At 35.1% G+C, this 23833-nt stretch carries 24 protein-coding genes; 18 read left to right on the top strand and 6 right to left on the bottom strand.

The genetic code is table 11. The annotated features are described in order from the left end of the window. From gmd to RNZ47_RS02675, 5 genes are read left to right on the top strand one after another with little or no spacing between them, the layout of a single operon-like run. The gene (gene gmd / locus RNZ47_RS02695; protein WP_311935981.1) at nt 1-1035 is read left to right on the top strand and encodes a GDP-mannose 4,6-dehydratase; all 1035 of its coding nucleotides are present in this window, start codon (nt 1-3) and stop codon (nt 1033-1035) included. Further along, a complete protein-coding gene (locus RNZ47_RS02690) occupies nt 1019-1915 on the top strand; it encodes a GDP-mannose 4,6-dehydratase (protein WP_311935979.1) in 897 nt (298 codons plus the stop codon). The genes gmd and RNZ47_RS02690 overlap by 17 nt, the downstream gene beginning before the upstream one ends. Nucleotides 1916-1933: 18 nt before the next feature. Further along, nucleotides 1934-3334 (top strand): nucleotide sugar dehydrogenase, encoded by a 1401-nt coding sequence (locus RNZ47_RS02685; RefSeq protein ID WP_311935976.1) that lies wholly within the window; start codon nt 1934-1936, stop codon nt 3332-3334. A 5-nt stretch (nt 3335-3339) separates the two neighbouring features. Then, nucleotides 3340-4326, top strand: a complete 987-nt coding sequence (locus RNZ47_RS02680; protein ID WP_311935974.1) for a UDP-glucuronic acid decarboxylase family protein — start codon at nt 3340-3342, stop codon at nt 4324-4326. A 2-nt stretch (nt 4327-4328) separates the two neighbouring features. Continuing rightward, nucleotides 4329-5681, top strand: a complete 1353-nt coding sequence (locus tag RNZ47_RS02675) for an undecaprenyl-phosphate glucose phosphotransferase (protein WP_311935973.1) — start codon at nt 4329-4331, stop codon at nt 5679-5681. On the opposite strand, the gene RNZ47_RS02670 is transcribed toward RNZ47_RS02675, so the two are convergent. From RNZ47_RS02670 to RNZ47_RS02660, 3 genes are read right to left on the bottom strand one after another with little or no spacing between them, the layout of a single operon-like run. Then, nucleotides 5678-6841: a glycosyltransferase family 4 protein gene (locus RNZ47_RS02670; RefSeq protein ID WP_311935970.1), complete on the bottom strand. Its 1164-nt coding sequence runs from the start codon at nt 6839-6841 to the stop codon at nt 5678-5680. The genes RNZ47_RS02675 and RNZ47_RS02670 overlap by 4 nt on opposite strands. Further along, complete coding sequence (gene wecB / locus RNZ47_RS02665) at nt 6842-7936, bottom strand: non-hydrolyzing UDP-N-acetylglucosamine 2-epimerase (protein ID WP_311935967.1); 1095 nt, start codon at nt 7934-7936, stop codon at nt 6842-6844. Continuing rightward, nucleotides 7933-9252 carry a phenylacetate--CoA ligase family protein gene (locus RNZ47_RS02660; protein ID WP_311935964.1) on the bottom strand — a complete coding sequence of 440 codons (1320 nt, stop codon included), beginning with the start codon at nt 9250-9252 and terminating at the stop codon, nt 7933-7935. The genes wecB and RNZ47_RS02660 overlap by 4 nt, the downstream gene beginning before the upstream one ends. Nucleotides 9253-9344: 92 nt before the next feature. Here RNZ47_RS02660 and purD point away from each other — a divergent pair, with 92 nt between their 5' ends. Next, a complete protein-coding gene (purD, locus tag RNZ47_RS02655) occupies nt 9345-10616 on the top strand; it encodes a phosphoribosylamine--glycine ligase (protein WP_311935961.1) in 1272 nt (423 codons plus the stop codon). A 1-nt stretch (nt 10617) separates the two neighbouring features. Here purD and RNZ47_RS02650 read toward each other — a convergent pair whose 3' ends face one another. Continuing rightward, nucleotides 10618-10845 (bottom strand): DUF6341 family protein, encoded by a 228-nt coding sequence (locus RNZ47_RS02650; protein WP_311935958.1) that lies wholly within the window; start codon nt 10843-10845, stop codon nt 10618-10620. 70 nt (nt 10846-10915) lie between these two features. Here RNZ47_RS02650 and RNZ47_RS02645 point away from each other — a divergent pair, with 70 nt between their 5' ends. Further along, nucleotides 10916-11839, top strand: a complete 924-nt coding sequence (locus tag RNZ47_RS02645; protein WP_311935956.1) for a DUF6427 family protein — start codon at nt 10916-10918, stop codon at nt 11837-11839. Here RNZ47_RS02645 and upp read toward each other — a convergent pair. Next, complete coding sequence (upp, locus tag RNZ47_RS02640) at nt 11828-12487, bottom strand: uracil phosphoribosyltransferase (protein WP_311935951.1); 660 nt, start codon at nt 12485-12487, stop codon at nt 11828-11830. The two genes, RNZ47_RS02645 and upp, sit on opposite strands and share 12 nt — an antisense overlap. 75 nt (nt 12488-12562) lie before the next feature. On the opposite strand from upp, the gene RNZ47_RS02635 reads away from it, so the two are divergent. Together RNZ47_RS02635 and RNZ47_RS02630 are read left to right on the top strand one after the other, a co-directional pair. Further along, entirely contained in the window at nt 12563-13171 is a 609-nt protein-coding gene (locus RNZ47_RS02635) for a DUF4254 domain-containing protein (RefSeq protein ID WP_311935949.1), read from the top strand. Between the two features lie 67 nt (nt 13172-13238). Beyond that, on the top strand, nt 13239-14261 hold the full coding sequence (locus RNZ47_RS02630; protein WP_311935947.1) for a glycosyltransferase family 9 protein: 1023 nt from the start codon (nt 13239-13241) through the stop codon (nt 14259-14261). 179 nt (nt 14262-14440) lie between these two features. Here RNZ47_RS02630 and RNZ47_RS02625 read toward each other — a convergent pair whose 3' ends face one another. Further along, nucleotides 14441-15499: a 2Fe-2S iron-sulfur cluster-binding protein gene (locus RNZ47_RS02625; RefSeq protein WP_311935945.1), complete on the bottom strand. Its 1059-nt coding sequence runs from the start codon at nt 15497-15499 to the stop codon at nt 14441-14443. A gap of 120 nt (nt 15500-15619) precedes the next feature. Here RNZ47_RS02625 and RNZ47_RS02620 point away from each other — a divergent pair, with 120 nt between their 5' ends. The 9 genes from RNZ47_RS02620 to RNZ47_RS02580 all read left to right on the top strand — a co-directional run bounded on the left by RNZ47_RS02620 (nt 15620) and on the right by RNZ47_RS02580 (nt 23828). Further along, nucleotides 15620-17098, top strand: a complete 1479-nt coding sequence (locus RNZ47_RS02620; RefSeq protein ID WP_311935942.1) for a DUF5687 family protein — start codon at nt 15620-15622, stop codon at nt 17096-17098. 11 nt (nt 17099-17109) lie between these two features. Continuing rightward, complete coding sequence (locus tag RNZ47_RS02615; protein WP_311935939.1) at nt 17110-17817, top strand: ABC transporter ATP-binding protein; 708 nt, start codon at nt 17110-17112, stop codon at nt 17815-17817. Between the two features lie 301 nt (nt 17818-18118). Then, nucleotides 18119-20677 carry a type IX secretion system periplasmic lipoprotein PorW/SprE gene (gene porW, locus RNZ47_RS02610; protein ID WP_311935937.1) on the top strand — a complete coding sequence of 853 codons (2559 nt, stop codon included), beginning with the start codon at nt 18119-18121 and terminating at the stop codon, nt 20675-20677. A 13-nt stretch (nt 20678-20690) separates the two neighbouring features. Then, nucleotides 20691-21122, top strand: coding sequence for a bactofilin family protein (locus tag RNZ47_RS02605; RefSeq protein WP_311935934.1), 432 nt, complete (start codon nt 20691-20693; stop codon nt 21120-21122). Further along, nucleotides 21070-21321: an AtpZ/AtpI family protein gene (locus tag RNZ47_RS02600; RefSeq protein ID WP_311935932.1), complete on the top strand. Its 252-nt coding sequence runs from the start codon at nt 21070-21072 to the stop codon at nt 21319-21321. Before RNZ47_RS02605 ends, RNZ47_RS02600 begins: the two co-directional genes overlap by 53 nt. After that, nucleotides 21322-21720, top strand: coding sequence for a hypothetical protein (locus tag RNZ47_RS02595; protein WP_311935928.1), 399 nt, complete (start codon nt 21322-21324; stop codon nt 21718-21720). A gap of 127 nt (nt 21721-21847) precedes the next feature. After that, nucleotides 21848-22933, top strand: a complete 1086-nt coding sequence (gene atpB, locus RNZ47_RS02590; RefSeq protein WP_311935924.1) for a F0F1 ATP synthase subunit A — start codon at nt 21848-21850, stop codon at nt 22931-22933. A gap of 20 nt (nt 22934-22953) precedes the next feature. Continuing rightward, on the top strand, nt 22954-23160 hold the full coding sequence (gene atpE, locus RNZ47_RS02585) for an ATP synthase F0 subunit C (protein ID WP_007647348.1): 207 nt from the start codon (nt 22954-22956) through the stop codon (nt 23158-23160). Nucleotides 23161-23333: 173 nt separating this feature from the next. Next, nucleotides 23334-23828, top strand: a complete 495-nt coding sequence (locus RNZ47_RS02580; RefSeq protein ID WP_311935918.1) for a F0F1 ATP synthase subunit B — start codon at nt 23334-23336, stop codon at nt 23826-23828. The last annotated feature ends 5 nt before the right edge of the window (nt 23829-23833 follow it).

The raw sequence follows: 23833 nt of genomic DNA, 5'->3' as shown, positions 1-23833 counted from the left end.
ATGAAAAAAGCATTAATTACCGGAATTACAGGTCAAGACGCTGCATATTTAGCTGAACTTTTACTTGACAAGGATTATAAAGTTTATGGGACATATAGAAGGACAAGTTCGACTAACTTTTGGAGAATTGAAGAATTGGGCATAGACCAACACCCAAATTTAACCTTATTAGAGTACGATTTAATTGATTTATCTAGTGCGTATAGAATAATTTCAGAAATCGACCCAGATGAAATTTATAATTTGGCCGCACAGAGTTTTGTGGGTGTTTCTTTTACACAACCAATTGCCACAGCTCAAATTACAGGGGTTGGAGCTATGAATTTACTTGAAGCTATAAGAACAATTAACCCTAAAATTAAATTTTATCAAGCCTCAACATCTGAAATGTTTGGAAAAGTCCATGCAATTCCTCAAAATGAGAATACACCATTTCACCCAAGAAGCCCATACGGTGTTGCAAAAGTATTTGCGCATTGGGCAACACTAAATTATCAAGAGTCTTACGGTTTATTCGCCACTAGCGGTATTTTATTTAACCATGAATCTCCATTAAGAGGTAAAGAGTTCGTAACAAGAAAAATTACTGATGCAGTAGCAAAAATTCATTTAGGAAAACAAAGTCATTTAGAATTGGGTAATTTGGATGCTAAAAGAGATTGGGGATATGCTAAAGAGTATGTTGATGGGATGTATAAAATGCTACAAATTGACGAACCAGGAACTTTTGTGTTAGCTACAAATAGAACGCAAACTGTTAGAGATTTCGTTTCATTAGCCTTTAAAGCTATTGATGTGGATGTTGAATGGAATGGAAAAGAAGAAAATGAAATTGGTCTAGATGTAAATACTGGTAAAACACTAATTAAAGTAAATCCAAAGTTTTACAGGCCAGCTGAGGTGGATTTGCTAATTGGAGACGCCTCTAGAGCCAATGATAAACTAGGTTGGAAACCTAAAACAACGCTTCAAGAACTTTGCGACATGATGGTTAAGAAAGATATTGAAAGAAATCAAAATGGAGGAACGTTCTAAGAAAAAAGTATTTATAACAGGTATTAATGGTTTTACAGGACTTCATCTAGAAAAACATTTATTGGAAAAAGGATTTGAAGTTTTTGGAACTACATTTAGAAAAACAGATAATCCCAATCACTATCCTTGTGATATTTTAAAAGAGGAACGGATTAGTGATATTTTGGTGACGATTAAACCCGAATATATTATTCATTTGGCAGCTATCTCCTTTGTTGCTTCTAAAGACAAACAAAACATTTATAATGTTAATGTTTTTGGCACTATAAATTTACTCGAAGCAATAAATAAATTAGACTATATTCCTAATAAAATTCTAATTGCAAGTAGTGCTGCTGTTTATGGTAATATTGAAGGTGAATTAGATGAAACTTTATGCCCGCAACCCGTTAACCATTATGGGAACAGTAAATTGGTTATGGAAAATATGACAAAAGCTTATTTTAATAGTCAGAACATAATTATAACTAGACCTTTTAATTATACAGGTGTAGGGCAAGAGTCACATTTTTTAGTTCCTAAAATTGTATCGCATTTTAAAGAAAAAAAAGCTAATATTTCTTTAGGAAACATAGATGTTTATAGAGAGTTTAATGATGTCGATTATGTTATAGAATGTTACACAAAGCTTTTAATCTCTAACTTAAAATCAGATATTATTAATGTTTGTAGTGGTAAAGCAGTAAATATAAAGTATATAATTAGCGCAATGGAAAATTTGGCGAATTATAAAATAAACGTCAATGTAAATCCTGATTTCATTAGAAAAAACGAAATAAAAACACTTACTGGTTCAAACAAAAAATTAATTTCAGTTATTGGAGATTTTTCAAATAATTATCAAATACAAAACACATTAAAAAAAATTTACAAACATTAAAATTTTTATTTAATTAAGATGAAAATAAATAACATCTGCTGTATAGGCGCAGGTTACGTAGGTGGCCCAACCATGGCGGTAATAGCCAAACAATGCCCAAACATAAAGATTACCATTGTAGATGTTAACGAAGCAAGAATAGCGGCTTGGAACTCCAAAAACCTTGATGAGCTACCCATATTCGAACTAGGTTTAGCCGATATTGTGAAAGAAACCAGAGGCAAAAACCTTTTCTTTTCTACAGAAATAGATAAAGCCATAGATGAGGCCGAAATGATATTTATATCGGTAAATACGCCAACTAAAACCTACGGTAAAGGAAAAGGGATGGCGTCCGATTTAAAATATATTGAATTGTGTGCCCGACAAATCGCCAGAGTGGCGAAACAAGACAAAATTGTTGTAGAAAAATCTACACTTCCCGTAAGAACAGCATCTGCCATAAAAAGTATTTTAGATAATGTGGGTAATGGTGTTCAATTTCAAATTTTATCTAATCCAGAATTTTTAGCCGAGGGTACTGCGGTGCAAGATTTATTAAACCCGGACCGTGTACTAATTGGGGGAGATGAATCTACGAAAGAAGGAGAAATAGCCGTTAAGGCATTGGTAGATATTTATACCGAATGGGTCCCTAAAAACAAGATTTTAACAACAAACGTATGGTCTTCAGAGCTTTCAAAACTCACTGCTAACGCCTTTTTAGCGCAGCGTGTTTCATCAATAAATGCCATGTCAGAAATTTGCGAGAAAACTGGCGCAGATATTAAAGAAGTTTCAAAGGCTATTGGAATGGATTCTAGAATTGGGCCTAAATTTTTAAATGCTTCGGTTGGTTTTGGTGGATCATGCTTTCAAAAAGATATTTTAAATCTTGTGTATATTGCAAAAAGTTATGGATTGAACGAAGTGGCAGATTATTGGGAACAGGTCATTATTATGAATGACCACCAGAAAAATCGCTTTTCTGATAACATTGTAAGTACATTATACAATACCGTTTCCGGTAAAAAAATAACCTTTTTAGGTTGGGCGTTTAAAAAAGATACGAACGATACCCGTGAGTCCGCTGCCATAAAAGTAGCCGATAACCTTTTAAATGAGCAAGCTAAAATAGAGGTTTATGATCCTAAAGTTTCCGAAGAAAGAATCTATGCAGATATAGCTAATTTAAATACACGATCAGCAAAAGAAAACAAAACCTTGTTAACAGTAAAAAAAGATCCCTATCAAGCTTGCAATGACGCACATGCCATAGCTATTTTAACTGAATGGGATGAATTTAAAAACTATAATTGGGAAAACATTTATAATAACATGCCAAAGCCGGCATTTATATTTGACGGAAGAGGAATTTTAAATAAAGAGATAATTGAGGGTATTGGTTTTATCTACTACAAAATAGGTAGCGGAAATTAAATAACATGAAAAAAGTTTTAATAACAGGTGCGGCGGGATTTTTAGGCTCTCATTTATGTGACCGATTTATTTCTGAGAGGTATAAAGTTATAGGAATGGATAACTTTATTACTGGCGACAAAAAAAACATACAGCATTTAGATTCTAATCCAAACTTTGAGTTTGTTGAACACGATGTGACCCAGTTTATCAAAATTGAAGGCGAATTAGATTACATTCTACATTTTGCATCTCCGGCTAGTCCTATCGACTATTTAAAAATTCCAATACAAACCCTAAAAGTGGGGTCTTTAGGAACGCATAACCTGTTAGGATTGGCTAAAGCTAAAAAGGCACGAATACTCATTGCCTCAACATCAGAGGTATATGGCGACCCTTTGGTACATCCGCAAACCGAAGATTATTATGGTAATGTAAACAGCATTGGCCCGCGAGGTGTATATGATGAAGCAAAGCGCTTCCAAGAATCAATTACTATGGCATATCATAGATTTCACGGATTGGAAACACGGATTGTTCGTATATTTAACACCTACGGACCAAGGATGCGACTTAATGACGGACGAGTTATTCCCGCGTTTATGGGGCAAGCTTTAAGAGGAGAGGATTTAACCGTTTTTGGCGATGGTATGCAAACCCGTTCGTTTTGTTATGTTGATGATCAAGTTGAAGGCATTTACAGGTTACTGTTAAGTGATTATGCCTACCCTGTTAATATTGGAAACCCTAATGAAATTGCAATTAAAGATTTTGCCGAAGAAATAATTAAACTAACAGGAACAGCACAAAAAGTGATTTATAAGGACCTGCCAGTAGACGACCCCATGCAACGCCAACCCGACATTACTTTAGCAAAAAAACTATTGGGATGGGAGCCGAAAACAGGAAGAGAAGAAGGTATGAAAATAACTTTTGAATACTTTAAATCTTTATCAAAAGAAGAATTATTTAAAAGCGAGCATAAAGATTTTAAAGGTTATATTAATAAGTAGCAATGGATTATAAACGTGGTAGATATTCAAATTTAATGAAACCATTATTTGGTTTTATAGATTTAAGCATTATTATTTCTACTCTTTTATTTTTTGAGTTAAACCTAACAAACATTTACCTTTTTGTAGGCTATTTGTCTATGCTATGGATAATCATTTCTTTTAAAAATCATTTTTATGAAGTCCAAAGGCACACTAGAATAATTCAGGTTATACCGCTTTTGGTAACACAGATGCTTTTTTTTGCCGTAATTATGTATGCTTACATAGGTGTATTTAAACAACCCAATATAAGCAGATTAGGATTGGCTCAATATTTGGCTACGGTTTTTGTGTTAATCTCGGTGGTTAAAATATTGACTTTTATTTTACTTAAAAGATATAGATCTGTTTTAAGAGGAAATACCAGAAATGTTATCGTTATAGGAAAAAACGAAAAAACCAGACAGTTAATAAAAACGTTCAATAATAGACTTGATTTTGGATACAAGTTTATGAAGCAGTATAATACAAATAAAGAAGGGTTTTCACTGCACGAATGTTTTAATTATGTTATTGACAATGATATTGACGAAATATACTTTTCAATAGCAGAACTCTCTAATAAACAAATAAATAGATTGATCGATTTTGCTGATAATAACTTGCGGGAGTTAAAGTTTATTCCTGACAACAAAGATATTTTTACTAAAAAACTTAAGTACGAATATTATGATTACATCCCAATTTTATCTTTACGGTCTATACCTTTACAGGAATCTTTAAATAAATTTATCAAGCGTTTATTCGATATTTTATTTTCTTCGTTTATCATTGTTTTCGTCTTATCGTGGTTAACCCCGATTTTAGCCATTTTAATAAAGCTTGAATCTAAAGGGCCTGTGTTTTTTAAGCAATCTAGGAATGGCTTTAATTATGAGGAGTTCGATTGCTATAAATTTAGGTCGATGACGCCAAATAAGAACGCTCATTTGCATCAAGCCACTAGAGGCGATCAGCGAATTACCAAGATTGGAAAATTTATTCGCAAAACAAGTATAGACGAATTGCCCCAGTTTTTTAATGTATTATTTGGCGATATGTCTGTTGTTGGTCCACGACCTCACATGGTTAGCCATACCAATATGTATGCCCAAAAAGTTGATAAATTTATGGTTCGTCATTTTGTTAAGCCTGGAATTACTGGATTAGCGCAAGTAAGCGGATTCAGGGGAGAAATAGAAAAGGATAAAGACATTATAAACAGGGTAAAATATGATATTTTTTATATAGAAAACTGGTCGCTGCTATTAGATATAAAAATTATTGTTCAAACATTTTTAAATGCCTTGAAAGGGGAAGAAAAAGCATATTAAACATGCGCCACTAAATGGTTTAACTGTGTGTTAAAGTCAAAGTTTTTAAGAGCTGTTTTCTTTATTTTTTGCTTTAGTTCTAAATCTATTTCAAACGGTTTAATCTTTGCAATTATTCTATTCAAATCATTATAATTACCAGGTTTTGCAATACAACCTAGCGCGTTATCTTTAATAATGGTTTCGCCTTCACCGCCACCAAAGTAAATTATGGGCAAACCTAATCGCGCATATTCAAATATTTTTGAAGGCATCGAACCATAAATTCTGTTTAGTAACGGAATGATGGTTACATCATATTGTAACAATGCCTTGTGAAGCTTATCTCTAGCTACTTCACCATGGTAAAAAATGGGAAGGTTTGGGTTAGAGTTTAAAAAGCTTTTAATTTTGTCTTGTTCTGAGCCGTTGCCATAAATATGAAACTCGATATTACTATAATCTAGATGCTTTATAAGCTTATAAATACCTTGGGCAACACCAAGCAACCCAGCATATACCAAGGTCAATTTTTCTTTAGATATTTTTTTTTGAATAATTTCAGGAGGCGAAAAATCTGGGTAATTTCGATACAAAAAGGTTTCTTTCTTTGGGAAAATAGATTTTACATGTGCAATAATTTCTTCGCTTTGCCCTAGAATCAAATCAGCATTGTTATAGTTGAATCGTTCAATATATTCAAGGATTTTGTAGCTAAAATTCTTTTTTAAAGCACCCAGTTCCAAGCCAGCAATAGGCCATAAATCGCTTACATTCAAAATGATCTTGCGTTGTTTTGACCCTAAAAATAACACGCTAGTAAAGGCAACTAGCAAAGGCGGAGATTGAATAATGACGGTTTTCGGTATTTTATTCCACATAAAAAACCAAATTAAACTAAAACTGTAAGAGAGCATTGCTAACAATCGCAACACCTTGTTTTTTGAGTTGCTCGCGTAAATCCATAATCTAAAAATTTTAACACCTTTTTCAGTTGAAATATGCTTAAACTCACCTTTGTAGTCGTTGAATATTTTCCCGGTAGGATAATTGGGCAAAGGCGTAATTACCGACACGTTAAAGTTGCGCTTTTGAAGCCCATCGGCTAAATGAAAAATTCTATTGGATGCCGCACCGGTTTCTGGAGGGTAATAGCTGGTTATTATTAGAATATTCTTCATTTATAGGCTATAAATTTCAACCAAATGATTTACAATTCGTTCGGCAGCTTTTCCATCCCAAAGTTCTGGAATTTTACTTTGTTTCCAGTTACCAGAAAGCAAATTCTCAAAAGCAGATTTAATTTTTGAGGGATCATTTCCAACTAAAACATTTGTACCTAGCTCACAAGTTTCGGGGCGTTCGGTGGAATTCCTAAGCGTTATACAGGGCACATCCATAACCGTAGTTTCTTCGGTTATGCCACCTGAATCTGTTAAAACACCAAAAGCGTTTTTTACCAAATAATTAAACTCTAAATAACCCAAGGGTTCAATATAATGCAGGTTTTCAAAATTCAGCTTAAGCCCTTGCAGTAACTTTTTTGTTCTAGGATGCACAGGGAAAACAATAGGAAAACCTTTTCCTAAGGTAGCAATTTGTGTAATTAGGTTTTTTAACTGTATTTCTTCGTCGACATTATTTGGCCTATGAAGCGTCATCACCAAATAATGCTTTTTCTTTAAGTTTAAATCTTTCCAAATTGAAGGTTGTTTCAGCCTGTTTTCGTTTTTACGTAAAGTATCAATCATCACGTTTCCAACAAAAAAAATATTTTTTTCCAATACGCCCAACTGCTTCAAGTTGTTATTTGCGTATGTTGAGGTTGTAAAAAAATAATCAGTTAAGCTGTCGGTTACAATCCTGTTTATTTCTTCGGGCATATTCATGTCTCCCGACCTAATACCAGCTTCAACATGTGCTACTTTTACGCCTGCTTTTTTAGCCACAATGGTACAGGCCATGGTTGATGTAACATCGCCCACAACCATCACCAAATCGCATGGATTTTGTTGTAATTCCTTTTCAAAACCAATCATAATGGCCGCGGTTTGTTGGGCTTGCGTGCCGCTTTTCACCTCTAAATTTGTATCTGGAAAAGGAATATTAAGTTCCTCAAAAAAAGTATCGCTTAAATTTTTATCATAATGCTGACCGGTATGGACTAATCTGTAATTAATATTAAAACCTTCTTTTTTTTTCTGTTTTATAGCTTTAATTATAGGTGCAATTTTCATAAAGTTTGGGCGTGCGCCAGCTACAATAGTAATGTTCATTGTTTTTTTGGTATTAAAGATGAAAACTGTTTGAGCTTACCACTTTTTGAGCGTTGTAAATGCGTTTTCTTTTCAAAAAATATATGCAATCCTTTTTCAAGATAACGCTCCATTTCTGTTATAATTATAGCTTCTTTTTCTTTTGAAAGAGTCTTATCGCTCACATACAAAATTTTAAACGTATCAAGCTTTTGCTGCTCAATTACAAACTCTTTTACATGGCCATCGTCCTGAATAATGCTTTTGGTAATATAGTAAAAAGTAAGTCCTGCCGCTTTTTTTCCGCTGGGTAAAATAGCCATATCATTGGTTCTGCCCACTAGTTTTTCAAGAATGGGCTTTTTAAAGGTGCTTTCTTTTGAAAGTATGCCAATATCGCCAATATCGTAACGAATAAATGGTTGCGACTTATTGTAAAGTGACGTGATAACCAACCGGCCTTCTTCACCTAATGGCAACACGCTATTCTGTTCGTCTAAAACCTCTACAAAAAGGGTTTCGCTATTCACTTGCCATTCGTTTTTTGGGTTTTCAAAAGCAATTAAATCCAATTCAGAAGCCCCATATTCATTAACAACAGGCACTCCAAATTGGGTTTCCATAAGTTGTTTATCGTCATCAAAAAGCATTTCGGAAGTTACAATACAAACTTTTATGGAACCGCAAACGCTTTTTAATACCAGATTTTTGCCTTGTAAATATTTAGCAAACTGTACAATGGGGTTGGTATAGCCATTTATATATTCAATAGGTTTTGTCTTAAAAGTTGATAGCCATTTATAAAAAGCCGCTTCGCTTAAATCGAACACATTAAATCGAGTTCTGTTGCTTACAAAATCTTTTAATTTTTCTGTGTAATATCCTTTTTTATCTAACGGAATACCGTAAAATCGCGCTTGCTTCGAGGTGTTGAAATCAATATGATACCAGCCAAATCTATCTTGAATAACAGCCCAAGTTAAGGCATGGCAAAACTTGTCTTTTGAAAAAACAAACGGTGTTCCCGAAGCGCCGGATGTTTTATCGATATAAATATTGTTTTTTGAAAAACCATCAGATAAAAGCGATGGTAAAGGCTGCTGCAAATCCTGTTTGGTCATCACGGGAATGCTATTCCAATCCAATGGATTAGCATTTTTTGCAAAGTTTTTATAAAACGAATTGTGTTTTAAATGATATGATACAATATCTTGTTTTCTGGTTTCCAGATAATCTTTAAAGGCATTATCATCTTTATTTTGAATAAATTTTAAATGATTTTTAGCTTCCTTTATGGGGAAGCCTTTTAGTTTTAACGAAAGATCGAATAGTTTCAAAAGAAAAGATAATTTTTGTAAAGTAAATAAAAAAAAGTCGTGTTTTAGTAGCATTAGTTTTATTTTTGTTTTCGAAAAAAAACCACACCACGATGAACATTTTAATATTAGGTTCTGGCGGAAGAGAACACACTTTTGCTTGGAAAATCGCCCAAAGTCCGTTATGTCAAAATCTTTTTGTTGCTCCCGGAAACTCCGGAACCGCGAAAATAGCAACCAATGTAAATATTGGTGTAACCGATTTTGAAGCCATTAAAACTTTGGTTTTAAATGAAAATATCGATATGGTCGTTGTTGGGCCAGAAGACCCTTTGGTTAAGGGTGTTCACGATTTCTTTTTGAACGACGCTAGCGTAAAACATGTTTCGGTTATTGGTCCACAACAAAAAGCGGCTGAATTGGAGGGCAGTAAGGAATTTGCCAAAGAATTTATGTTTCGCCATAATATTCCAACAGCAGCCTACCAGAGTTTTACAAAAGATTCAGTGGAAAAAGCTTATGCGTTTTTAGAAACCTTAAATCCGCCTTACGTTTTAAAAGCCGACGGATTAGCGGCGGGAAAAGGCGTGGTTATCCTTAATGATTTGGACGAAGCAAAAGCCGAACTAAAAAGCATGCTTGTTGATGCTAAGTTTGGTGCGGCCAGCACAAAAGTGGTTATCGAAGAATTTTTAGACGGCATCGAGTTGAGCTGTTTTGTGTTAACCGATGGCAAAAACTATAAAATCTTACCAACCGCTAAAGATTACAAGCGCATTGGCGAAGGCGATACAGGCTTAAATACAGGCGGTATGGGCGCGGTGTCTCCAGTGCCTTTTGCTACAGATGAATTCCTGAATAAAATTGAAGAGCGCATCGTAAAACCAACTATTAAAGGATTTAAAAAAGACCATTTGCCCTATGTTGGTTTTGTGTTTATCGGTTTGATAAAAGTTGGTAATGACCCCAAAGTTATTGAGTATAATGTTAGAATGGGCGACCCGGAAACCGAAGTGGTATTACCGCGTTTAAAGAATGATTTTGTTGAAATCCTTCAAGCGATGGCAAATCAAACATTAGATAAAATAAATATTGAAATTGACGAACGTGCGGCAACAACCATCATGTTGGTGTCTGGTGGTTATCCGGAAGCTTATGAAAAAGGAAAGGAAATTTCTGGTGTTGAAAACATAACTGATTCCATACCTTTTCATGCGGGCGCCATTATTGAAAATGGTAAAATAGTAACCTCAGGCGGACGGGTTATGGCTATTACATCATACGGAAACACCTATAAAGAAGCCATAAAAAAATCTTACCAAAGTATAGAAAAACTACATTTTGATAAGATGAATTATCGTAAAGATATTGGTTTCGATTTATAAATTATAAATACGAATGCGAAGAGATGCTTTTATCTTCTTCATTATTATCATTAAATATTTTAAGTTGCTTCATCCAGTAAAGCATGGCAACAAAACATATTACGATAAAAATCCAGGATACAATATTTGCCATCCACCAATTGTCTAGCTCCAAAGCTCTTAAAGCATCGAAGGGTGCAAAAAGCACATCGACAAATAAATCTTGTATAGCGTAAAAGAAATCTTTCATGTGTATTTTATTATTTTCTAACCGAAAATTTAGTTAGTATATTTACATAGCAAAAATACAAAAACAGTTAATGATTACAAGCCTTTTTAAAAAATCTAAGCCAATTAATTTTGCTATTGTTTTTTTTATTATGCTTTTTGCTTTCATTGTACTTAACATAAAGTACGTAAAAGCACCTGTTACAGGGACTTTCTTTATAAAAGAAACATTTTTGTTTTTAGTGAGTTACGTGTCTGTTTTGGCCCTTAGTTTTATTGTTGGCAAAAATAGTTTGACCCAAAAGAGCAATTACGAAATTGTATTGTATAGCTTGTTTTTGTTGGCTCTTCCGCAAACGGTAAGCCATCCGGATATTATTTACGCTAACTTTTTTGTGCTGCTTGGTTATAGACGAATTATAAGCTTACGCTCTCAAATAAACGTCAATAAAAAATTATTCGATGCGGCCTTTTGGATTGCCATTGCAGCTCTGTTTTACTTTTGGGCCATATTGTTTTTTGTGCTTATTATTATCACATTGCTTCTATACACCGATAACAATATTAAACATTGGCTGATTCCTTTTACCGGATTATTAACCGTTTTTTTAATTTCAATTAGTGTTTCGATAATTTGGGACGACAGTTTTTTTGGAATTTTCAGTAGTTTACCCGAATTGAGTTACAATTTTAACAATTACAATTCAGCGCAATATGTAATTATAATAACCATGCTTCTTTCTTTTGGGGTGTGGGCATCCATTTTCTATATAAAAAACATAAAGCAGAAAAAGAAAGCGTTGAGGCCTTCGTTTTACGTGGTGCTTTTTGCGGTACTTATTGGGTTTTTAATTATAGTTTTTGCACCAAATAAAGACGGCAGTGAGTTTTTGTTTTTATTTGCACCCTTAGCGATTATAATTGCCAATTACATTGAAATCATTCAAGAAAAATGGTTTAAAGAGTTGTTTCTTTCAGCTATAATTTTAGTGCCTTTTGTAATTTTATTGCTGTAGTTTTTTGCCAAAAGCCAAATCGCCGGCATCACCGAGCCCCGGAACAATATAACCTTTTGCGTTTAAGGTTTTATCGATGGTCGCAATCCATAAATGGGTGTTTTCATCAAAGGATTTCGAAACGTAATCTACACCTTCTTGAGCGCCAATAACGCTAACCAAATGGACTTCTTTAGGCGTGCCAAAAGGCTTTAAGGCCTCAAAGGTAGCAATCATGGACTGACCCGTTGCCAACATAGGATCGGCAAGAATTAAAGTCTTGTTTTCCAAATCTGGGCAGGCTAGATATTCCACAATAATCTCAAAGCTTTCAGGGTTTTCTTTGTGGTGTCTGTAAGCCGAAATAAAAGCATTTTCAGCTTTATCAAAATAGTTTAACAGCCCATTGTGCAAAGGCACTCCAGCTCTTAAAATAGAGCACAAAACAACATCATTTTCCAACAAATCCATAGTGCTACTCGCTAAAGGGGTTTCAATTTCTGAAGCTTTATAATTTAAAGATTTACTCAATTCGTAAGCTAAAACCTCGCCTGTACGTTCAATGTTACGCCTAAAACGCATGCTATCTTTTTGAATATTAGCGTCTCGCATTTCAGAAATAAAAGTATTTAATATAGAGTTCTGTTGCGATAAATCATGAATATGCATCGTGTGTTTTTTGTGGTTTTCAGGTAGTAAAGTTAATTATTTAGAAGTATATTTACACTTTAAAATCAATACATTATGTTTACAAGTAAAGCCAATAAAATTTTTAAGGAAGTTATAGAGAAGTACCACATTATCAATACGGTTGATCAACCTTTTGAGAACCCGTACAACAAAGATTCGCATTTAATCGAACATTTATTGTACAGAAAAAGTTGGATTGATACTGTGCAATGGCATTACGAAGATATTATTCGCGACCCACAGATAGACCCTGTTGCAGCATTGACACTAAAGCGTAAAATTGATGCATCAAATCAAGACAGAACCGATATGGTGGAATACATTGATAGCTATTTTCTTGAAAAATACAAAGATGTTACCGTAAAAGACGATGCCACGATTAACACCGAAAGTCCTGCTTGGGGCATTGATAGGTTGTCTATTTTAGCTTTAAAAGTATACCACATGAATGAGGAGGCTACGCGTAATGACGCTTCCGCGGAACACAGAGCAGCTTGTCAAACAAAATTAGACGTATTGTTAGAGCAACGTGTGGATTTATCAACGGCTATCGATACGCTTTTAAGCGATATTGAAAAAGGCGATAAATACATGAAGGTTTACAAACAAATGAAGATGTACAATGACGATGAATTAAACCCTGTGTTGCGTTCGCAGAAATAGAGCAACATAGCCAATTAAAATCGTTATGTCAGTCTGAGCTTGTCGAAGACTTTTTCTATTGAAGCTCATGTCTAATAAACTAAAACACATCCTGGTTATTCGTCTATCGGCCATGGGCGATGTGGCTATGTCCGTTCCGGTTTTACGCGCTTTGGAACAACAGCATCCCGAAGTTAAAATAACTGTTTTAACAAAAGCATTTTTTAAACCTTTTTTTAGGGATTTACAAAACGTTACTGTTTTTCCGGCTGATGTTAAAGGTGAACACAAAGGCGTTTTCGGACTTTATAAATTAGCGCGACAACTCAATAAAGACAATCGTTTTTATGCCATTGCGGATTTACACAGCGTTTTAAGAAGTAAGATTTTAAAAAAGTTTTTGCACTGCAAACGTTTTGTTTCCATTGACAAAGACCGAAAAGAAAAACGACTTTTAACCAAAGGAAAAATATTCAAACAACTTAAAACCACACACCAACGCTATGCCGATGTTTTTGAAACCTTAGGCTTTCCGTTGGATTTAACAAACCCTAAATTTCCTGAAAAAGCGGCATTAAATAGAAAACTCCAAAATATTTTAGGAGATGTTTCAAAGAAAAGGATTGGCATTGCTCCTTTTGCAACCTACGAAAGTAAAATGTATCCTTTGGACGCCATAAAACAAGTGATTGAAACGCTTTCAAAAGATTATAAAGTGATTTTATTTGGCGGTGGAAATTATGAAACCGAACTTTTGAATACGTTTGAAACCGAGTTTGACAATACTGTAAATGTCTCAGGGAAATTGACACTTGATGACGAAATGGATATCATTTCAAATTTAGACGTGATGCTTTCAATGGATTCGGGTAACGCCCATATCGCCGCTATGTTGGGCATAAAGGTGGTTACCATTTGGGGTGTTACGCATCCGTTTGCCGGTTTTGCACCGTTTAATCAACCTGAAGATTATGCATTACTTGCAGATAGAAACCAATATCCAAAAATACCAACTTCTATTTACGGGAATAAATACCCGGAACATTACAAAGAAGCCTCACGAAGTATTGCTCCAAAAGAGATTACTGAAAAAATCAAATCTATCATCTAAATGTGATTTGCCATTCCTGCGAATCCCGTTAGCTATCGGGAAGGAATCTATTTTAAATTTTCTAACGTCTAAGAGCGAAGCGGTCTAAAGTCTAGCGCTTTTAAATTATAGTTAACAAAATTAAGTCCGCGATTTAAGTTCTCACCCTTCGGGGGAGATGTCCGCAGGACAGAGGGGGCTTAAACATCATCATAATCAACAGTTAATGTTGGCGTTGTAGGGTGCGCTTGACAGGTTAAAATTAAACCTTCGGCAACTTCACTTTCGGTTAGAATATTATTTTGTCGCATTGTGGCTTCACCTTCTTTTATGCGCGCTAAACAACTGCTGCATATACCGCCTTGGCAAGAATAAGGCGCATCTAAATCTTCATCCAGCGCAGCTTCGAGTACGCTTTGTTTGGCAGACATTTCGAAAGTCGTCGATTCATCATCAACAATAACGGTAATTTTTGTCTTTCCGCTTGCGGTAACCGCTTCTTCTTCTATTTCGGCAGGTTTTGCTGCTTTAAATAGCTCGAAATGAATGCGGTCTTTGTCAATATGGTGTTCGGTTAAAACATCTTTTACCGTGTGAATCATAGCTTCTGGTCCACAAAGATAAAAGGCATCAACCACAACATGTTTATGCTCGTTTTTCATCACATAATTAACCGTGCTTTTTTCAATTCTGCCAAAAATAGCATCATCTTCATCGGCTTGACTAAACACAAATTGTATTGAAAAACGGTCTTTGTATTGGTGCTGGAGCTCTAAAAGTTCGTTTAAAAACATGGTGTCTTTTGTGGTTTTATTGCCAAAGACCAAAATAACCTTGCTATAAACCTCTTCTTCCAAAGCGCATTTTATAATGCTTAAAATGGGCGTAATACCGCTTCCTGCCGCAAAAAGCGCGATGTTTTTGGTTTTGGAATCGTTGGGCACAAAAACAAATCGACCCTTTGGAGGCGCAACCTCTAAAGTGTCACCGGCTTGTAATGTGGTGTTGGCATAGGCCGAAAAGGTACCGTCTTTAACCTCTTTTACCGCTACTTTTACCTCGCCACTTTTAGGCGAAGAACAAAGTGAATAATCGCGACGTACTTCATGGCCGTCAATCTCCGATTTTAGAGTAATATATTGCCCCGCTTTAAAAGCAAACGTTTCTTTTAAGTGCTCTGGGACATTAAAACTAATGCTTATCGCTTTAGAGGTTTCCCTTTTTATTTCTTTTATGGTGAGTTTATAAAATGATGACATATATAAATTTTTGACAAAAATAGTGAAGTTGGTTTTTAAATTTTAACTTTATTTGTAACAATTGCGATAAAAGGCTTACTAACCCATTGAACCAAATTTAAAAATATAACCAGCCAAACTATGATTAAACATTTTATAAATTTAGAATGGAAAGCTTTTTTTAGGTCTGCCAGCTTTGGCAAAAGTTTAGCCATTAAAATATTAATGGGCTTTTTCACGCTGTATTTTATGGTTATGTTTCTGTTTATAGGATTTTTGATGGATAAAATCTTAAAGGAAATATATCCGGATTTAGATCCGTTGGTTGCTTTTAACGGCTTGTTGTTTTTCTGGATAATTGGCGATTTGTTGATTCGATTCTTTTTTCAAAAACTACCGGTAATGAGTGTTAAACCTTTACTGACACTGCCCGTTAAACGAAAATCTGTGGTCAATTTTGTTTTGGGAAAATCGGCATTGTCATTCATTAATTTTTTACCATTATTCGCCATTGTTCCTTTTGGGCTCAAATTAATAGCAAACGATTACAACACATCAGCCGTTTTAATTTGGATGTTTGTTATTGTGCTCATTACGCTAATAAATAACTTTTTAAATTTTATTATTGAAAGCTTATCGGCTAAAACCGAACTGTCATTTTTACCCATTATTGTATTTGCTGGTGCTTTGTTCGGTTTAAATCATTTTAATATTATAAATATTGCGGGAGCGCTTTCAAATGGCGTCACTTACATAACTGAAAATCCGGTTTTATTAATCGTTCCTATTTTATTACTGACAGCCTTATACGCTTACAATTTTAAAATACTAAAACAAAAACTGTTTTTAGACAGCGGATTAAAAGCTAAGATTAAAGAGGTAAACACCTCAAATATGGAGTGGACCAAAAACTTTGGCGACATTGCCCCTTTTATGCAACTGGATTTAAAACTGATTTGGCGCAACAAGCGAACAAAATCCTCGGTTTGGATGGTTTTAATTGGCCTTTTGTACGGTTTGTTTTTCTATCCGCAACCCACCTATCAAAACCTACCTTGGTTTTTTATGTTTATTGGTGTGTTTTCAACGGGTATCTTTTTAATCAATTTCGGGCAGTTTATTCCCGCTTGGGATAGTGGTTATTATAAACTCTTGATGAGCCAAAACATTAAATACGAGCAGTATTTAAAATCGAAATTTACCTTAATGGCGGTAAGCGTTATTATTTTGTTTGTTCTTGGTATTCCGTATGTCTTTTTCGGATGGAAAATTTTATTGGCTCATTTTGTAGCTGCCATTTATAACATAGGTGTTAATACGCATGTTATTTTGTACGGCGGATCTTTTAACCGCAAGAAAATCGATTTAAACCAAAAAGCAGCCTTTAATTATCAAGGTACAGGTGCGGTACAATGGCTTATTGGCATTCCGCTTTTAATATTGCCAATGGGTATATTTGCGCTATTTTACTTTTTAATAGGGTTTGAAATAGCTTGTTTGGTACTCGCTTTATTGGGCGTTATTGGTATTGTTTTTCATCAAAAATTAATGAAAATCATTACTCTGAAATACACAAAATCAAAATACAAAATGATCAATGCCTTTGATCAAGACAACTAAAAGAAAACATTATGATTACAACATCAAATCTTTCAAAAAAATACAGCAACAATATTGTTTTAAATATTGAAAAATTAGACATTCCCAAAGGCCAAAGTTTTGGATTGGTAGGAAACAATGGCGCTGGAAAAACCACGTATTTTAGTTTGCTGTTGGATTTAATTCAGCCCACAACCGGATATGTTAAAAACAACAATATTAAGGTAAATGAAAGTGAAGATTGGAAACCCTTTACATCAGCTTTTATTGATGAAAGTTTTTTAATTGGTTATTTAACGGCCGAAGAATATTTTTACTTTATTGGTGAATTACGCGGACAAAACAGAGCCGATGTTGATAGATTGGTAAGCCAGTTTGAAGATTTTTTCCACGGGGAAATCCTCGGGCAGAAAAAGTATTTACGCGATTTAAGTAAAGGCAATCAGAAAAAAGCAGGCATTGTTGCGGCACTTATTGGCAACCCGGAAGTTATTGTTTTAGACGAACCTTTTGCAAACCTGGATCCCACAACACAAATTCGATTAAAAGGCATTATTAAGGATTTAGCCGAAAAACAAGGCGTAACCGTATTAATTTCCAGTCATGATTTAATGCATGTAACCGACGTTTGCGAACGCATTGTAGTACTTGAAAAAGGCGAAATAGTTAAAGATTTAAACACAAGCGAAGCCACTTTAAAAGAACTTGAAGCACATTTTTCGGGAACTGAGGCTGTTTAAAATTATAACACGGAGTCCCGCTGGGTTTTCGCAGAGATACACGGAGCGTTTTCAGAATGTTATCAAAATCACTGTGTTAATTCATGTTTTACTATGTATTCCTCTACGAGTCTCTGTAAAAACTTTGTGTGTCTCTGCGAAACAATCCATAATCATACAGTGTCCACTTTGCGCCTTAGCGTCTTTGCGCGAGCATTTTATAACTGCAATTTATAGCTAAATCCAAAAAGATGCTTATTTTTACGGTTACATATAATAATAACTAGAGTTTATAGTTATTTATTAGACTAAATAACCACCGTTGAAAACATCTATCAAAGCCATACTACTTATAGTTTTTTCTACTGTTTTAGCAACCAGTTGTTCTAGAAAAAAAGACAATTTTGTTAGCCGAAATTATCACGCCGTTACTGCCGAATTCAATGCGCTTTACAATGGCTATTTAGCTTTAGAAGAAGGCAGAAACACCCTTAACGAAGGGTACGCCGATAATTATTGGGACGTGCTTCCCATCGAGCGCATGCAAATTCAAGAAGACATTGTATTGCCCGGGCAGTCTAAAAACGAGAACTTTAATAGAGCCGAAGAAAAGGCGGTAAAAGCCATTCAAAAACACAGTATAAATATTGATGGCAAAGAAAAAAATCCGCAAATAGATGAAGCGTATTTGCTTTTGGGAAAAGCCCGTTATTTCGACCAACGCTTTGTTCCGGCATTGGCGGCATTCAATAATATTCTGAATAAATACCCAACGAGCGACAAAATAAATCAAGTTAAAATTTGGCGCGAAAAGGCCAATATCCGGTTGGACAACAATGAAGTGGCCATAAAAAAGTTGAAACGGTTGTTGGCCGATGAAGAATTAAACGATCAAGATTTGGCCGATGCCACGTCTATTTTGGCACAAGCGTATTTAAACACCAAATCTGTTGACAGCGCCATTACGCAATTAAACATTGCCGCAAACGCCACGAAAAACAACGACGAGCGCGGGCGTTATCGTTTTATCCAAGGGCAACTATACAATCAATTAGGTTATAAAGACAGTGCCAACATCGCGTTTGATAAGGTTATAGGGCTCAATAGAAAAACACCGCGTATTTACATGATAAGTGCCCATATTGAAAAAGTTAAAAATTTCGATTATGAAAACGGAAACAAACTGGCGCTTTTGGAACACCTTACGGCACTTGAAGAAAATAGGGAAAACAGACCCTTTTTGGATAAAATTTACCATCAAATTGCCGAATATCATTTAAATAATCAATCGGATTCTTTAGCGGTAAACTACTATAATAAATCTTTGCGCACCAATTCGCAGGATAAATTGTTGAGAGCTAAAAATTACCAAACTTTGGGCGACATGAATTTTGATACATCCAAGTATGAAATCGCAGGTAATTATTACGACAGCACGATGACGAATTTGGAGTTAAACTCCAAGCCCTATCGCATTATTAAAAGGAAACGCGATAATTTGGAAGATGTTATTTATTACGAAAACATAGCCCGTGTTAACGATAGTATCTTGCAATTAGTGAATTTTTCGGAAACCGAACGATTGGAGTACTTTGAATCCTTTGTTGAAGCTTTAAAAGAAAAAGCCGAAGAAGATGAAAAACAAGCCGAAGCTGCCGAACGGAATACAGGTTTGGCTACGGTTAACAATACCATTGGTGGACAGTCGCAAAACAGGGGAACACCAAACGAAGCGACCCTATTTTATTTTTACAACCCAACCACGGTGGCCTATGGCAAAAACGAGTTTATTAAAATTTGGGGCAACAGAACTTTAGAAGACAATTGGCGATGGTCCAACAAAGCAAATTCCAACACCGGAAATAGTGCTTCGGATGTTAATATCGTTGATTTGGCTTCAGATGAAGAACGGTTTGATCCGCAGTTCTATATCTCTAAAATTCCTTCCGAAGAAAAGGCCATCGACAGTATTTCAAAAGACCGGAATTTTGCCTACTATCAATTGGGTCTTATTTACAAGGAAAAATTCAAAGAATACGATTTAGCAAAAAGCAAGTTCCAAAACCTAATGAATAGCCAACCGGAAGAGCGGTTAATAGTGCCTTCAAAATACAATCTATATAAGATTTATGAATTGTTGGGCGAAAACGATGAGGCTTCCATTGCCAAAAACGAGATTATTACAAACCATCCGGAATCGCGCTACGCCACCATTTTAAACAACCCGGATTTAGCGAATTTAAAAGACGAGCAGAGCCCTGAGCGGGTTTACGAAAAGCTGTTTGCGCAACATGAAAATCAGGAATATGCTACAGTCATTTCAGCATGCGAAACCTATATCAATGCCTTTGATGGCGATCCCATTGTGCCAAAATTCGAGCTTTTAAAAGCCACGGCCATAGGCAGGTTGTTTGGTTATGAGGCTTACAAAAGAGCCATTAATTATGTGGCGATAACCTTTGCCAATACGCCAGAAGGCCAGCAAGCCGAAAAAATGGATACAGAGATTTTACCAAAAATGGCGAGCTCCGATTTTATTGAAGAAACCGATGATGCTTCAACCAACTTTAAAGTGGTTTATAAATTTGAAAACACAGAAATTGATGAAATTGAAGCGTTCCAAAAAACTTTGGATTCTGTTTTAAAAAACATAAAATATTACGATTTAAAAACATCGGTCGATGTTTACAGCCCAAATACAAGACTCGTTGTTATTCATGGTTTAAAAAGTGCTCAAGTTGCTAAAACTTTCGACCAATTATTAACCAAAGAAGACAGCCGAAAAATAACCGAACCTTATTTTGCAATATCATCTGCAAATTATCAAATCGTTCAGATTCATAAAAATCTGGATACGTATTTAAACATTAGTAATAATTAAAATTAATAGCATTATGTTCTCTGATAATAAAAAAGACAAACACATGGTAGAAGGAACATCCAGTCAAAATATAATATCCCAAGGCACTAAAATTGTTGGCGACTTTAATAGCGAAGGCGATTTTAGGGTAGATGGAATTATAGAAGGAAATATAAAAACCACAGGAAAAGTAGTTGTGGGTAAAGCAGGTTTTATAAAAGGCACCCTGCAAGGCACCGATGCCTATTTTGAAGGTAAATTTTCAGGAAAATTATCGCTGTCGGGCACCCTTACATTAAAAGCAGCAGCACACATTGAAGGCGAAGTGGTTGTTGGCAAACTAGCCGTTGAACCAGGGGCAACCTTTAATGTAACCTGTGTTATGAAGGGCTCTGTAAAAGATATGAACAAAAGTGGACAAGGACCGCAACAACAAAAAAAGTCAGAACCAGAAAAAACAGCTTAATACTTACGCGCGTTATTCTAGTATTGTTTTTCAAATGTTTGCCATTATTGGCATAGGTGCTTTTGTTGGTGTAAAACTCGACGATGCATTTCCAAACAAGCATAACCTTTACACTATTATTCTATCTTTAGTGTTTGTAATTTTTGCGATTGTTTTTGTAATAAGACGTATTATTGCAATCTCAAAAGAAGAACAATAAATGAACAATCTTTTTAAAAAGAGAGAGCTAAACTTTCTGGTGCAACTCATAGTGTTGAGTGCTTTGTTATTTGGTATCCACGCCTATTTAAACTTGCATTTTGCAAAAAACGCTGTTTTGTTTTTTCCGCTATGGCATATTTATATGTTTCATTTGGTTACCGTTGTAATAATCTATACGCTAATTAACTACCGCGAATCGATTGGCAAAATCGAAGTGTTCAATGCATTTGTTTTGGGCATGCTATTAAAAATGGTGTTGGCCATGGTGTTTTTGTTGCCGTGGATTTTATCAAAACCTGAACAAAAAGCATACGATCTCGCCAATTTTTTTGTTCCCTATTTTATTTTTCTTGCATTTGAAGTGTATGCTGTAACTAGATTACTTCAAAAAAAGTAGGCGTCCACCGCTAATTTTCAATAAAAAACCGTATTGACAAATAATCATTAAATTATTATTTGTCAATTAACTTTATGTGCGTACATTTGCACGGAATTTAAAGCAAGGTATTTTTAATCAAAATAGAATGACATTAAACACCTTTAAAAGCGTATTTTTTTCTGCATTATTTATGGCCACATCATTTGGTGGCTATGCGTCGGAAAACCAAGAGAACGAGAACGATAAAGAGTTCAATGCCAAAGAGATGATTATGCATCACGTTAAGGATGCTCATGAATTTCATATTCTTGATTGGAATGGGAAGCCAATTTCGATTGCTTTGCCTATTATTTTATGGACAGACCAAGGTTTGGTTACCTTTATGTCCAGCGAATTTCATCATGACGACTCTGGGTCGCACATCGTTGAAAAAGACGGTTTGAGATTTGTAAAATACCACGAAAAAATTTATCAACTAGATGCCAACGCACAAGCTGTAGCTTTTGATGCCGAGCATCACCCTACAAACGCTAGCAAGCCAGCGGATTTTTCTATCACAAAAAACGTGTTCATGATGTGGGTGTCGGTTATCGTATTATTGCTCGTGTTTATTTCTACCGCTCGGGTTTATAAAAAATCTAGCACTAAAATCCCAACAGGAATTGCAGGTTTTATGGAACCTTTAATTGTTTTTGTTCGCGATGAGATTGCAAAGCCTATGATTGGCGATCATAAATACAAAAAGTACATGCCCTATTTATTAACCGTATTTTTCTTTATATGGCTTAATAATATTTTTGGGTTAATACCTATTGTTAACGGTGCCAACGTAAGTGGTAATATTGCCTTTACATTAACTTTGGCGGTGTTTACCTTTTTGGTAACAAACTTTAGCGGCAACAAAAACTATTGGAAACATATTTTCTGGATGCCCGGGGTTCCTGTGCCAATGAAAATTTTCTTAATGCCCATAGAAATTGTGGGGATGTTTGTAAAACCAATCTCGTTAATGATTCGTTTATTTGCAAACATTACAGCAGGACATATTATTATTTTAGCCTTAATGTCCTTAATATTTATTTTTGAGACCACATGGGTATCTCCGGTATCGGTAGCGTTCTCATTATTTATCGGATTAATAGAAATTGTAGTAGTAGCAATTCAAGCATATATATTTACCGTGTTGTCTGCCCTGTATATTGGCATGGCAACCGAAGAAGCACATCATTAATTAATTTAAATTTTATAACTATGACTATTACAGGAATCGCAGCAATCGGAGCTGGTTTAGCAGCAATTGGAGCTGGAATGGGAATTGGAAGAATCGGTGGTTCTGCTATGGATGCCATGGCACGTCAACCGGAAATCCAAGGAAAAATCCAAACTTCAGCGCTTATTTTAGCAGCTTTCGTAGAAGCAGTAGCACTATTTGGTGTTGTTGCTGCATTAATCGTTTAATTATGATTACAAAGTACAGAGGTAACGGTTGGTTGCCTCTGTATTTTAATTAAAGCTTCTATAACCTTAAGGTTTATCCGTAAGGAACAACATGGAAAATAATTTTTAAATTTGGGGCAATCCTCAAAAAATGAAACCCATACGTGGGATTATAAAACTAAATAAATTAAGAAATGGATTTAATTACACCAGGTTTAGGACTTGTATTTTGGACAGTAATTACATTTTTGTTTTTACTTATTATCTTAAAAAAGTTTGCTTGGAAACCTATTCTTGGAGCGGTTAGCGAAAGAGAAGAAGGTATTAAAAAAGCATTGGCTTCAGCTGAAGATGCTCGTAAAGAGATGGAAAACCTTCATGCCGATAACGAACGCATTTTAAAAGAAGCACGAGCAGAACGCGAAGCTTTGTTAAAAGAAGCGCGCGATATTAAAAATAAAATGATCGACGACGCCAAAGGCGAAGCGCAAAACCAAGCGGATAAAATAATTACCCAAGCTCAAGCTGCAATTGAAAGCGAAAAGAAAGCCGCTATGGCAGAACTTAAAAAACATGTTGCGGATTTATCCATTGAAATAGCTGAAAAAGTAGTGCGAAAAGAACTTTCCAACAAAGACAAACAAGTTCAATTGGTTGAGTCTATGCTGGTTGAAGCAAAATTAAACTAATAGTA

Source organism: Hwangdonia seohaensis (assembly GCF_031932625.1).
Lineage (GTDB): Bacteria > Bacteroidota > Bacteroidia > Flavobacteriales > Flavobacteriaceae > Hwangdonia > Hwangdonia seohaensis.
This window is presented reverse-complemented; position numbering and strand designations above follow the sequence as displayed.

Bases quoted from the DNA above. Each gene is read 5' to 3' on its own strand.
- gmd (WP_311935981.1), top strand. From the start codon at position 1: ATGAAAAAAGCATTAATTACCGGAATTACAGGTCAAGACGCTGCATAT.
- RNZ47_RS02690 (WP_311935979.1), top strand. From the start codon at position 1,019: ATGGAGGAACGTTCTAAGAAAAAAGTATTTATAACAGGTATTAATGGT.
- RNZ47_RS02685 (WP_311935976.1), top strand. From the start codon at position 1,934: ATGAAAATAAATAACATCTGCTGTATAGGCGCAGGTTACGTAGGTGGC.
- RNZ47_RS02680 (WP_311935974.1), top strand. From the start codon at position 3,340: ATGAAAAAAGTTTTAATAACAGGTGCGGCGGGATTTTTAGGCTCTCAT.
- RNZ47_RS02675 (WP_311935973.1), top strand. From the start codon at position 4,329: ATGGATTATAAACGTGGTAGATATTCAAATTTAATGAAACCATTATTT.
- RNZ47_RS02670 (WP_311935970.1), bottom strand. From the start codon at position 6,841: ATGAAGAATATTCTAATAATAACCAGCTATTACCCTCCAGAAACCGGT.
- wecB (WP_311935967.1), bottom strand. From the start codon at position 7,936: ATGAACATTACTATTGTAGCTGGCGCACGCCCAAACTTTATGAAAATT.
- purD (WP_311935961.1), top strand. From the start codon at position 9,345: ATGAACATTTTAATATTAGGTTCTGGCGGAAGAGAACACACTTTTGCT.
- RNZ47_RS02650 (WP_311935958.1), bottom strand. From the start codon at position 10,845: ATGAAAGATTTCTTTTACGCTATACAAGATTTATTTGTCGATGTGCTT.
- RNZ47_RS02645 (WP_311935956.1), top strand. From the start codon at position 10,916: ATGATTACAAGCCTTTTTAAAAAATCTAAGCCAATTAATTTTGCTATT.
- upp (WP_311935951.1), bottom strand. From the start codon at position 12,487: ATGCATATTCATGATTTATCGCAACAGAACTCTATATTAAATACTTTT.
- RNZ47_RS02635 (WP_311935949.1), top strand. From the start codon at position 12,563: ATGTTTACAAGTAAAGCCAATAAAATTTTTAAGGAAGTTATAGAGAAG.
- RNZ47_RS02630 (WP_311935947.1), top strand. From the start codon at position 13,239: ATGTCTAATAAACTAAAACACATCCTGGTTATTCGTCTATCGGCCATG.
- RNZ47_RS02625 (WP_311935945.1), bottom strand. From the start codon at position 15,499: ATGTCATCATTTTATAAACTCACCATAAAAGAAATAAAAAGGGAAACC.
- RNZ47_RS02620 (WP_311935942.1), top strand. From the start codon at position 15,620: ATGATTAAACATTTTATAAATTTAGAATGGAAAGCTTTTTTTAGGTCT.
- RNZ47_RS02615 (WP_311935939.1), top strand. From the start codon at position 17,110: ATGATTACAACATCAAATCTTTCAAAAAAATACAGCAACAATATTGTT.
- RNZ47_RS02605 (WP_311935934.1), top strand. From the start codon at position 20,691: ATGTTCTCTGATAATAAAAAAGACAAACACATGGTAGAAGGAACATCC.
- RNZ47_RS02595 (WP_311935928.1), top strand. From the start codon at position 21,322: ATGAACAATCTTTTTAAAAAGAGAGAGCTAAACTTTCTGGTGCAACTC.
- atpB (WP_311935924.1), top strand. From the start codon at position 21,848: ATGACATTAAACACCTTTAAAAGCGTATTTTTTTCTGCATTATTTATG.
- atpE (WP_007647348.1), top strand. From the start codon at position 22,954: ATGACTATTACAGGAATCGCAGCAATCGGAGCTGGTTTAGCAGCAATT.
- RNZ47_RS02580 (WP_311935918.1), top strand. From the start codon at position 23,334: ATGGATTTAATTACACCAGGTTTAGGACTTGTATTTTGGACAGTAATT.